This is a genomic window from Frankia canadensis (assembly GCF_900197875.1).
Taxonomy (GTDB): domain Bacteria; phylum Actinomycetota; class Actinomycetes; order Frankiales; family Frankiaceae; genus Frankia; species Frankia canadensis.
Genome location: NZ_FZMO01000523.1, coordinates 23,415 through 34,169 on the forward strand (window position 1 = coordinate 23,415; position 10,755 = coordinate 34,169).

The window sequence follows — 10,755 nt, forward strand, 5'->3', positions numbered from 1 at the left end:
GCGTACCCGACGCCCCGCGAGCCGCGAATACCCGACATATCCTCGGTAAACATGCTGTGAGGCCGTGATGGCGCCGATGTCGCCGGAGGCCCGCGCGGGCCCCCGCGCGATCGTCCGCCACCGGGCCGACCGGCGCGCGCTTCGGCGACGGTCAGCCCCAGCCGCGTGCGGCGAAACGCACGAGGCCGGGGCGGCGCGATCCTGCGCGCCTGCCCCGGCCTCGCCGGTGTTTCCGCCGGTGGCGGCCCGGATCAGTCGATGGTCCAGGTCTCCCCGCCGGAGATCATCGACATCAGGTCGCCCTCTCCCTGCCGTTCCCGAGCGTCGGTGATCTGCCGGTTGAGCGCCTCGTCGTAGGTCGGCGCGTCGACGTTGCGGAAGATGCCGACGGGGGTGACCCCGTGGGTGTCCCCGGTGATCCGCGAGAGCGCGAAGGCGAGGCTCGGGTCCGCCGCGGCGGCGTCGTGGGTGAGGATGCCGGGGCTGTCCGCCGACACGATCTCAAGGCTGCCGTCGGCGGCGCGCCGCACGCCCTTGTCGCCCTCGGCCCCGAACAGGAGGGGCTCGCCGTGAACCAGCCGCAGCGTCACGTCGTCGCGGCTGGTCCGGTCCTTGAGCGGGTCGAAAGCGCCGTCGTTGAAGATGTTGCAGTTCTGGAAGATCTCGACGAACGCCGTGCCGGGGTGCTCGGCCGCGGCGCGCAGCACCGAGGTGAGGTGCGCGCGGTCGGAGTCGATCGAGCGGCCGACGAACGTCGCCTCGGCGCCGAGGGCGAGCGAGACCGGGTTGTACGGTCGGTCCAGCGAGCCGAACGGCGTCGACTTGGTGATCTTGCCGACCTCGGAGGTGGGCGAGTACTGCCCCTTGGTCAGGCCGTAGATCCGGTTGTTGAACATCAGGATCTTGAGGTTCACGTTGCGGCGCAGCGCGTGCAGCAGGTGGTTCCCGCCGATCGACAGCGCGTCGCCGTCGCCGGTGACGACCCAGACCGACAGGTCCGGCCGCGAGGTGGCGAGCCCCGTGGCGATCGCCGGCGCACGGCCGTGGATGGAGTGCATGCCGTAGGTCTGCAGGTAGTACGGGAAGCGCGAGGAGCAGCCGATCCCGGAGATGAAGACGATGTTCTCCCGGGCGACCCCGAGGTCGGGCAGGAAGCCCTGCACCGTCGCGAGGATCGCGTAGTCACCGCAACCCGGGCACCAGCGCACCTCCTGGTCGGAGGTGAAGTCCTTGCGGCTCTGCTGGGCCGGCGCGGCCGGAACCAGGTCGAGCAGCCGGTTGCTGATGCCGGAACGGTTCGTCGTGACGGTCACTGGTTGATCACGTCCTCCAAGACGCCGGCCAGTTCTGCCGCCTTGAACGGCAGTCCGCGGACCTGGTTGTAGCCGATCGCGTCGACGAGGTACTCGGCCCGGATCAGGGTCCGCAGCTGGCCGAGGTTCATCTCGGGGATGAGCACCTTGTCGTACGACCGCAGGACCTCCCCGGTGTTGGCCGGGAAGGGGTTGAGGTGGCGCAGGTGCGCCTGGGCGACGTGCAGGCCCTTGGCCCGCACCCGCCGGCAGCCGGCCGCGATCGGGCCGAAGGTGGATCCCCAGCCGAGCACCAGCACGCGGGCCCGGCCGGAGGGGTCGTCCACCTCCAGCGGGGGGATGTCGTTCGCGATGCCGGCGACCTTGGCCGCGCGCAGCCGGACCATCCGGTCGTGGTTGGCCGGGTCGTAGGAGATCGTGCCCTGGCCGTCGGACTTCTCGATGCCGCCGATGCGGTGCTCGAGGCCGGCGGTGCCGGGGATCGCCCACGGGCGGGCGAGGGTCTCCGGGTCGCGCAGGTACGGCCAGAACTCCGGCCCCTTGGCCCCCGTGTGGTTGGGCTCGGTGGCGAACTCGACGCGCAGGTCGGGCAGCTCGTCGCGGGTCGGCAGCAGCCACGGCTCCGAGCCGTTGGCCAGATAGCCGTCGGAGAGCAGGAACACCGGCGTGCGGTACTTCGTGGCGAGCCGCGCGGCCTCGACCGCGGCGTCGAAGCAGTCGCCGGGGGAGCGCGGCGCCACGATCGGCACCGGGGCCTCGCCGTTGCGGCCGAACATCGCCTGCAGGAGGTCGGCCTGCTCGGTCTTGGTCGGCAGCCCGGTGGACGGGCCACCGCGCTGGATGTCGACGATGACCAGCGGCAGCTCCAGGCTCACCGCGAGGCCGATGGTCTCGCTCTTGAGCGCGACGCCGGGGCCGGAGGTCGTGGTGATGCCCAGCGAGCCGCCGAAGGACGCGCCGAGCGCGGCGCCGATGCCGGCGATCTCGTCCTCGGCCTGGAACGTCCGCACGCCGAACCGCTTGTGCTTGCTCAGCTCGTGCAGGATGTCCGACGCCGGGGTGATCGGGTAGGACCCGAGGAAGACGGGCAGCCCGGTCAGTTCGCCGGCGGCGACCAGCCCGTAGGACAGCGCCAGGTTGCCGCTGATACGCCGGTACGTGCCCGACTTCATTCTGGCCGGGGCCACCTCGTAGGTGACCGTGAACGACTCGGTCGTCTCGCCGTAGTTGAACCCGGCGCGGAAGGCCGCGACGTTGGCGGCCGCGATCTCCGGCCGCTTCGCGAACTTCTTCTCCAGGAAGGCGACCGTGCCCTCGGTGGGCCGGTGGTAGAGCCAGCTCATGAGGCCCAGGGCGAACATGTTCTTCGCCCGCTCGGCCTCCTTCTTGTTGACCCCGCCGCCACCGTCCGTGGCGTGCACGGCGTTGACGGTCATCGAGGTCAGCGGGACCCGGTGGACGACGTACGGGTCGACCGTGCCGTCGGTCAGGGGGTCCGTCGCGTACCCGGCCTTCTTCAGGTTGCCGCTCGTGAACGCGTCCGTGTTCACGATGAGATTGGCGCCCGGCGGCAGATCCTTGAGATTCGCCTTCAATGCGGCGGGATTCATCGCGACCAGGACGTCCGGTGCGTCACCCGGGGTGAGGATGTCGTGGTCGGAAAAATGTAGCTGGAATCCGGATACGCCGGCCGGGGTGCCGGCTGGGGCGCGGATTTCCGCCGGGAAGTCCGGGAGCGTCGACAGGTCGTTGCCGAACGTGGCGGTCTCGCTCGTGAACTGTTCTCCGGTAAGTTGCATACCGTCGCCGGAGTCGCCCGCAAAGCGCACGACGACCCGGTCGAGTCGACGGGTCTCCCTCTCCCTGACCTGCTCAGACACCTTCAGTAACCTCCTCGGGTACCGCACCAGCCTACCGGCTGTAGCAATGAGACGCGTGCGGCGTGCCGGGTCGGCCGATCGTTCGATGCAGCTCGCCGATCGGGCCCGAAATTGTGATCTAGGAAAGCTCTGTCATAGGGTGATTGGTTGTCGACTCTGCGTATGTGCACCTGCCCTGGCGTCGCCCCGGAGTGCTTCGCCCTGGAGTGACCGTTCGTGTCCGGACGGCTGGGGATGCGTCGGGCCGCCCGAACGCGGAACGGATCCGCCGGAATCGAAAAGGCCTCCGGTAGTGCTTTCGGTACGGCGGTGTCCGGTGCTTTTGTCGGGGAATTGACACTCCCGGGACGCCATGTGATTACTGTGCGCGTGCGACTCACCATCTTCTGTTGCCGCCGGGCGGGAGGGGTCGCACCACCGAGCGTATCGGCCGCGCGGCGCGTCGAGCGCACTGTCGCCATCCCGACGCCGCGCGGGCGGGCGGCGCCGCGCGGGACCATCACGCCATGACCAGACCTCCGTCGCGGCCCGCGCGGCCCGGACCGGCCCCGGCTCCGGCCGGCGGGCGACCGCCGGGGACCGAGCCGCCCGCGCCCGCACCCGGACCGTCCCGTGAGCCATCCGGGCCGGTCATAGGGGGTGCTGATGGTGGCGGGACTGCTTACCCGGGGCCTGGCGAACCCGCCGCGCCGGCGCCGCCCGCCGGGCCCGCCGCCCGCCGCAGCCCTGCCGCGCGTCCGTCGCTGGGCCTGGTGGGCGCCGGCCGGGCCGGTACCGCCGTCGCGGCCGCGCTCGCGGCGGTGGGGCACCCGGTGGTGGCGGTGGTCACCCGCTCGGAGGAGGGTCGTGCGCGCGCCGCCGCCCGCTTCCCCGCCGCGCGCACCGGCCCCGTGGCTTCGGTCGCGGCCCGGCTGCGCGCCGCCGACGTTCTGCTCGTGGCCGTGCCGGACGACGCGATCGCCACGGTGACCGCCGAGCTCGTCGCCGTCGGCGCGGTACGCGCGGGGCAGCTGCTCGCGCATCTCAGCGGCCGGCACGGGCTCGGTGTTCTGCGTACCGGCGGCGGCTCCCGGGCCGCGCTCGCCGCCATCCATCCGATCATGACCCTGCCAGGGGGCGAGCCGGGACCGCGGGTGTTCGAGGGCGTTCCCTTCGGCATCACCGCGGACCCGGCCGCCGCCGACCGCGCCCGAAGCCTCGCGACCGCGGTCGGTGGAGTCCCCCTCACCGTCGCGGACGACAGTCGTGATCTCTATCACGCCGCTCTCGTGCTCGGGGGTAACTTCCTGACCAGCCTGGCCGTGGCGGCCCGGGACGCGCTCACCGCGGCCGGCGTGACGGATCCGGCCGTCGCGCTCGGCCCGCTGCTGCGCGCCTCCCTGGACAACGCGCTCGCCGCCGGCTGGCCGGCCGCCACCGGCCCGGTCCGGCGCGGTGACGTAGGCACGGTGCGCGCCCATCTCGAGGCGCTGACGGCGGTGGACCCCGCCGTGGCCGAGGTCTATCGGGCGCTGGCGCGCTTCACCGCGCGGGAGCTGGCGGGCGCGGGCCTGCTCCCGCCGGCGGGGCGGTCCGGCCTGGACGCCGCGCTCGCGGGGCCGACCGGATCCACCCGTGATCCAGCCTGAGCACAGCGGACCTGAACGGGGGGTGTGAGCACGGGGGGAGAGGCGTCGGCCACACGCGCCCCGGGAACGACCCGCCCCGGGAACGCCGCCCCGGCCTCCCCGCGTTGACCCTGGTGCAACGGCTCTAGAGGACGGACACCCGATAGTCATGCCACACCGTCATCTCAACGGTCTCAAGACCGCGCTGCTGCTGGGCGTGCTGTCCGCCGCCATCCTGTTCGTCGGTTCGCTGTTCGGCCGGGCTGGTCTGGTCATCGCGCTGGTGGTGGCGATCGGCATGAACGGCGTTTCCTACTTCTTCTCGGACCGGATCGCCCTGCGCGCGATGCGGGCCTATCCGGTCACCCAGGTCGAACAACCCCGCCTGTATGCCATCGTGGGCGAACTCGCCCGTGGTGCCCGGATGCCGATGCCGCGGCTCTACCTGAGTCCGACGGGTTCTCCGAACGCGTTCGCCACCGGGCGTAACCCGAAGAACGCCGCGGTGTGCTGCACCGAGGGCATCATGGAGCTGATGGACGACCGTGAGCTGCGCGGTGTCCTGGGGCACGAACTCAGCCATGTGTACAACCGTGACATTCTGATCGCCTCGGTCGCGGGTGCTCTTGCCAGCGTCATTGTCTACCTGGCGAACATGGCGCAGTTCCTGGCCATCTTCGGCGGTCGCGACGAGGAGAACGGGCCGGGCATCTTCGAGCTGCTGCTGCTCATGATCCTCGGCCCGATCGCCGCGTCCGTCATTCAGCTCGCCATCAGCCGTGCACGGGAGTACCAGGCCGACGCGTCCGGGGCGACCCTCACCGGCGACCCGCTGGGCCTCGCGAGTGCGCTGCGCAAGCTGGAGCAGGGCGCCACGGCACGCCCGCTGCCGCAGACGTCGAAGCTGGGCCCCGCGGCCGCGCTGATGATTGCCAACCCGTTCCGTGGTGGGGGAGTCGGCCGGCTGTTCTCGACACATCCACCCATGAACGAACGGATCGCGCGTCTGGAGCAGATGGCGCGCATGAATCCGTATCGCTGACGCGTGAGCCTGGCCACGGTGTTGTCCGTCGCGGTGTCGCGGGATAAATGCCGATGGTTCGGAGTAGCATTTCGGTAACGGCCACGGGCCCGGGCAGTGACCTCGACGTCGTAGGCACCGCGTAGCGGCAGTCGCCCCGACGCGGTGACGGACTCGACGGTTGCCGCCCGCGGCCAGGACCGCGGCGGAGCGAACCCCCCAGGCTCCGCCGCAGGGCACCCCGCCCGAAACCCCCCATCGGGCGGGGTGCGCCGTTTCCGCGTCTATCGTGCCCGGCGTTCGGGGTTGGGCCCTAGCGGTAGTTGACGAACTGCAGCGGGACCTCGAAGTCCTCGGCTTTCAGCATGGCGATGACCCGCTGCAGGTCGTCGCGCTTCTTTCCGGTGACCCGGAGCTGGTCGCCCTGGATCTGCGCCTGCACCCCCTTCGGGCCGTCTGTCCGGATCTTCTTGGCGATCGAGCGGGCCTTGTCCTCCGCGATGCCCTGCTGCACCGTGACGGGCAGGCGGAACTCCTTGCCCGATGCCTTCGGCTCGTCGAAGGAGAGGGCTTTGAGGGAGATGCCGCGCTTGACGAACTTCTCCTGAAGGACGTCGAGGATCGCTCTGACCCGTTCGTCCGTGTTCGCTACCAGCAGAATGGACTCGCCGGACAGGGTCGCCGAGGCGCCGGTGTCGCGGAAGTCGAAGCGGGTCCGGATCTCCTTGGCCGTCTGGTTGACGGCGTTGTCAATCTCCTGGGTGTCGACTTTGCTGACGATGTCAAAGGACGGGTCTGCCACGGATGCGGACCTCCTGTTCGCTGTGCTGCGGGGGATGGATGTGGCGAGGCGGGCACTCTACGTGGCTGTCGCGAGCGCCCCGAATCTCGGCATACGACTACTCTCCGTGCTGGTTGATCAGAGAAGGGCGAGTGGGGCGAGCCCGCGCCCCGATGCTCCGCCGCGACCGGTATGCTCGTCCACGACGGCAGGTTGCCCGAGCGGCCAAAGGGAGCGGTCTGTAAAACCGTCGGCTCAGCCTACGATGGTTCGAATCCATCACCTGCCACCCCCCCCGGGCACAACCCGGGTACAGCGCGGCCCGCGCTGCGACACAGGCCCTGGAGACTGCTCCAGGGCCTGTCGCGTTTCCGGCCGTGCTCGGCGGAGGTGGGCGTCACCCGGCGGCGGCGTCCAGATCGGCCCGGGTGAGCAGGGGATGCAAGGTGAGGCCGAGTTCGGCGAGCCGCTCCCGGCCGCCCTCGCTCCGGTCGATCACACACACCACGTCCTCGACAACCGCGCCCTGCTCGCGCAGCACCCGGGTCGCGTCCAGCACGGCCCCACCCGAGGTCACCACGTCCTCGACGAGCACGACCCGGCGGCCGGTGACCTCACCGCCCTCGGCGATCCGGCGGGTGCCGTATTCCTTGGCCTTCTTGCGGACGAACCTCGTCGGCAGCCCGGTGCGCTGCGAGAGCAGGGTGGCGAGCGGGACGCCGCCGAGCTCGAGCCCGGCGAGCACGTCGGCGCCCGGCGGTACGAGCCCGGTCAACCCGTCCACCACCGCCGCGAGCAGCGCGGGATCGGCCTCGAACAGGTACTTGTCGAAGTACTCCGAGCTCGTCCGGCCCGAGCGGAGCAGGAAGGTGCCGGTCAGATGGGAGGCGGCACGCACCCGGGCGGCCAGGCCCGCGATGTTGCCCACGTCGTCGCTCACGTCCGTGGACTCTAGCCGCGCGCGCCGCGCCGCTACCGTGATCGGATGCCCCCGCCCGCCGACTCGCCCGCGCCGCGGTTGACGGCGCCGGGCGGCCGGACCGCCACGCCGCTGTTCGTCTACGGCACGCTGATGTTCTCCGAGGTCCTCGCCGTCATGCTCGGCCGGGTGCCGGCGATGGAGCCGGCTGCCGCGCCCGGCTGGCGGGCCGCCGAGCTGCGCGATCGGATCTACCCGGGCCTGGTGCCTACGCCGGTCGACGGGCCGCCGGTCGACGGGCCGCCGGTCGACGGGCCGCCGGTCGACGGGCCGCCGGTCGGCGGGCCAGCGGGATCGGTGCCGCCAGCGGCCGCGGGCTGCCTGCTGCTCGGCCTGCGTGCGGCCGAACGCGACGTGCTCGACGCCTTCGAGGGGTCCGCATACGAGATCGGCCCGCTCGTCCTCGCGGACGGGCGGGCCGCGCTGGCCTACCACTGGCTCGACCGGGCCGCCGTGACGGACCGGACCTGGGACGCCGGCGGATTCGCCGAGCGGCACCTCGCCACCTATGTCCGGCGGTGCGCGGCCTGGCGCTCCCGAATGACCGATCCGGAGCCCTGAGCCGCGCACCGCCGGCCACTCAGGCGCCGGCGTCCCGCACCCGGTCAGCCGGAGGGGGGCGGGGATCCGCCCTCGCGCCCGTACCCGGCACCGCCGGTCCCCGGATCGGCCATGCCGCCATGGCGACCGGTCGGCTCACCGTAGCCCGGCGCCGTGCCGCCGCGGCCCGGCTGACCACCGCCCTCGTAGCCGCCCTCGTAGCCGGCGGTCGCGTCCCCGGAGCCGGTTCGCGCCGCCGCGTGCTCGGCGTGTCGCCCGACCCCGGCGCCGCGGCCCGCGGGCGCGCCGACGCCCGCTCGGTCGCTCGGGTACGGCTCCTCGTAGCCGGCCGAGGTGCGGGCCGGCTCATGGGTGAGCAGCGCGTAGATCACCAGAATGTCGATCGCGATGATGACGATCGACCAGAACGGGAACGCCGCCATGAAGGCCAGCTGGCCGATCGCGTTGATCGTCGCGATGGCGACGCCGGCCCAACGGGCCGCCTGGTTGCGGATGTAGATCCCGTAGGCGACGAGCATCTCGACGATGCCGATCGCGATGAACAGCCAGCCCCAGAAGGTCGTGTCGGCGTACAGGACGTTCGCGCCGCCGGTTCCGCCCAGGTTGGTCACCACCACGGTGTAGTCACGCAGGGCCGCGATGCCGTAGATCAGGTTGTGGAATCCGACGATGAACATGATCACGGCGGCGAAGGTGAGCCATCCGCTCATCGGGCGTACCGCCCGGTTTTCTGCCATCTCATCCTCCCCGTTCGACGCCGGAGCCTCGCTCGGCCGGCGAACCGCCGCGCCCCGGCCATGGCGGACGTCCGGGGCGAGCGGGCGCGACCTCGTGGTCGCGGCGGGTCGATACCCGCACCGTGCGGTCCGGCGCCCAGCTGGTAGTCAGACGACTACCGTCCGCCGCATAGCTCCGATACCCACCGCGCGCCGACGTCACCCCTGCCCTCTCACCCGCGGCTCAGGGGCCGGGCGGGAGCTGGGTGACCTGGTTCTTCGCCGCGTCCCAGCGCAGCCGGCCGTGCTGGAAGGTGCTCTGGCGCCCGCCCGGCACGGAGTACTCGTCGGTCGTGGGCAGGCCCAGGGCCGAACCCGACCCACCGAGCTTCAGATACGTCTGCAGGATCTGGCCGTGCACCTCGTGGGCTCCGGTGTCGGCATGCCAGTAGATCCAGCCACCCTGGAAGCGAGCCTGCTGGCCGCCGGGGACCGTGGTGTTCTCGATGTCGCTCACGGGGCGGCGCAGGAAGCTGTTCGAGCCGCCGAGGGCCAGGTACTTCGAGGGGATCGGCCCCCACAGCGCCTGCACACCGGTGCTGACCGACCAGAAGGCCAGGCCGTTCGCGTACTGCTGCCAGCGCCCGCCGCCGCCGGCGGGGTTCTCGACGCCGATCGGCGCGCCGAGCGCCAGCGCGACCAGGCCGGCGGCCGCGTGCCACTTCTGGATCTCGCTCAGGGTGCCGTCCGCCTGGGTCCGGAGCGTGGCCGCGGTGCAGCACAGCACGTTCTCGTCCACGGCGCCGGCGATGCCGGGCACGATGCCGCTCGAGGTGTACTGCCACAGCGCCCAGTTCGGCCAGCCGCCCGGCGGCGGGCCCGGGGTGGCCTGGTTGTTGTAGATCGCGAACCAGATCGGGTACTTCGCGAAGTCGTGCGAGTCGGCCATCCGGTCGGTCCAGAACGATCGGTAGGTGTAGAGGATGGGGGTCCGCCCGGTCTCCGACTCCACCTCCTCCAGGAAGGCGCGGGTCCAGGCCGCCAGCGTGGCGGGGTCCAGACCGCCGTTGTCCTCCAGGTCCAGCGCGGGGGCGAGGTGCCCGGCGGTGCGGGTCAGCCCGGTGACGGCGATGAAGTGCCGGGCCTGGTCCACGGCCGTCGAGATCGGCCGCGCGGGCCGCGCGTAGTGGTAGGCGCCGACCACCATGCCGGCCCTGGTCGCCGCGGTCCGGTCGGCGGTGAAGTAGGGGTTGGCGTAGTTCGTGCCCTCGGTCGCCTTGATCACCACGAAGCTCACGCCGCTGGCGTGGGCCGCGTTCCAGTCGATCGGCCCGCCGCCGGGGTGCTGCCAGGACGCCACGTCCACCCCGCGTGGCCACAGCGGGGATGGCGTGGCGCCCAGCGCCACCCCGGTCGTGCCCGCCGCGGTCAGCGCGGCGACGGTCAGTGCCGCGATGCTCAGCATCCGGCGGGGAAGCGGCACGGTCAGCAGCGGTCCGATCGAACGGTGCGGGCGATGCGTGCCGCCGCCGGTGCCGGTCGCGCCCGCCGCGATGACGTCCCAACTGGGGCGGTCGGGCGGGACGGCCCGGATGCTCGGGTACCGGCCAGGACGCTGCGGGAGACGCATGGGCAACCCTCGATGCTCGGAGGCGACGCTCGGGAGGCTCGGGAACGGTCGGCCGCGTCCGTTCGTGGACGCTCCACCAGGTGCGCCACACGTTAAGCATTGAAGGAATTACTTACAGCTATCGAAGCTCCTGGAGTCCGAGTTATTCACTACGGACAGTTGCTCCCGCCGGCAATTTCCGCATCCTCCGGGCGGGCGCGTGGCAACCTGCGCGTGCCCGCGCGCCCCTGGGTGAAGCCGCGCGAAGCGGGGCGGACGAGGTGGGGC

The 10,755-nt window shown here is 71.8% G+C and carries 9 protein-coding genes and 1 tRNA gene; 4 read left to right on the forward strand and 6 right to left on the reverse strand.

The window, feature by feature from the left end; all coding sequences use genetic code 11:
- Positions 1 to 251 precede the first annotated feature (251 nt).
- Both C1A33_RS27415 and C1A33_RS27420 read right to left on the reverse strand, forming a co-directional pair.
- A complete protein-coding gene (locus C1A33_RS27415) occupies positions 252 to 1,313 on the reverse strand; it encodes a 2-oxoacid:ferredoxin oxidoreductase subunit beta (RefSeq protein ID WP_101834590.1) in 1,062 nt (353 codons plus the stop codon).
- Positions 1,310 to 3,193, reverse strand: a complete 1,884-nt coding sequence (locus C1A33_RS27420; protein ID WP_101834592.1) for a 2-oxoacid:acceptor oxidoreductase subunit alpha — start codon at positions 3,191 to 3,193, stop codon at positions 1,310 to 1,312. Before C1A33_RS27420 ends, C1A33_RS27415 begins: the two co-directional genes overlap by 4 nt.
- A 632-nt stretch (positions 3,194 to 3,825) precedes the next feature.
- Here C1A33_RS27420 and C1A33_RS27425 point away from each other — a divergent pair.
- Positions 3,826 to 4,821, forward strand: a complete 996-nt coding sequence (locus tag C1A33_RS27425; protein WP_423748159.1) for a Rossmann-like and DUF2520 domain-containing protein — start codon at positions 3,826 to 3,828, stop codon at positions 4,819 to 4,821.
- Between the two features lie 148 nt (positions 4,822 to 4,969).
- Positions 4,970 to 5,842 carry a zinc metalloprotease HtpX gene (htpX, locus tag C1A33_RS27430; protein WP_101834596.1) on the forward strand — a complete coding sequence of 291 codons (873 nt, stop codon included), beginning with the start codon at positions 4,970 to 4,972 and terminating at the stop codon, positions 5,840 to 5,842.
- A 292-nt stretch (positions 5,843 to 6,134) separates the two neighbouring features.
- On the opposite strand, the gene C1A33_RS27435 is transcribed toward htpX, so the two are convergent.
- Positions 6,135 to 6,623, reverse strand: coding sequence for a YajQ family cyclic di-GMP-binding protein (locus C1A33_RS27435; protein WP_101834598.1), 489 nt, complete (start codon positions 6,621 to 6,623; stop codon positions 6,135 to 6,137).
- A gap of 186 nt (positions 6,624 to 6,809) precedes the next feature.
- On the opposite strand from C1A33_RS27435, the gene C1A33_RS27440 reads away from it, so the two are divergent.
- Positions 6,810 to 6,891 (forward strand) — tRNA-Tyr (locus C1A33_RS27440).
- A 108-nt stretch (positions 6,892 to 6,999) separates the two neighbouring features.
- Here the strand turns inward: C1A33_RS27440 and pyrE are convergent.
- Positions 7,000 to 7,542, reverse strand: a complete 543-nt coding sequence (gene pyrE, locus C1A33_RS27445) for an orotate phosphoribosyltransferase (RefSeq protein WP_423748157.1) — start codon at positions 7,540 to 7,542, stop codon at positions 7,000 to 7,002.
- Between the two features lie 45 nt (positions 7,543 to 7,587).
- Here pyrE and C1A33_RS27450 point away from each other — a divergent pair, with 45 nt between their 5' ends.
- A complete protein-coding gene (locus C1A33_RS27450) occupies positions 7,588 to 8,142 on the forward strand; it encodes a gamma-glutamylcyclotransferase family protein (protein WP_101834600.1) in 555 nt (184 codons plus the stop codon).
- A 44-nt stretch (positions 8,143 to 8,186) separates the two neighbouring features.
- On the opposite strand, the gene C1A33_RS27455 is transcribed toward C1A33_RS27450, so the two are convergent.
- Together C1A33_RS27455 and C1A33_RS27460 are read right to left on the reverse strand one after the other, a co-directional pair.
- Entirely contained in the window at positions 8,187 to 8,879 is a 693-nt protein-coding gene (locus tag C1A33_RS27455) for a DUF7144 family membrane protein (RefSeq protein ID WP_243408002.1), read from the reverse strand.
- A 223-nt stretch (positions 8,880 to 9,102) separates the two neighbouring features.
- Positions 9,103 to 10,488 (reverse strand): GH25 family lysozyme, encoded by a 1,386-nt coding sequence (locus C1A33_RS27460; RefSeq protein WP_243408003.1) that lies wholly within the window; start codon positions 10,486 to 10,488, stop codon positions 9,103 to 9,105.
- Positions 10,489 to 10,755: the final 267 nt, after the last annotated feature.

Coding starts and splice junctions, on each gene's coding strand:
- htpX (WP_101834596.1), top strand. CDS start 4,970: ATGCCACACCGTCATCTCAACGGTCTCAAGACCGCGCTGCTGCTGGGC.
- C1A33_RS27450 (WP_101834600.1), top strand. CDS start 7,588: ATGCCCCCGCCCGCCGACTCGCCCGCGCCGCGGTTGACGGCGCCGGGC.
- C1A33_RS27455 (WP_243408002.1), bottom strand. CDS start 8,879: ATGGCAGAAAACCGGGCGGTACGCCCGATGAGCGGATGGCTCACCTTC.
- C1A33_RS27460 (WP_243408003.1), bottom strand. CDS start 10,488: ATGCGTCTCCCGCAGCGTCCTGGCCGGTACCCGAGCATCCGGGCCGTC.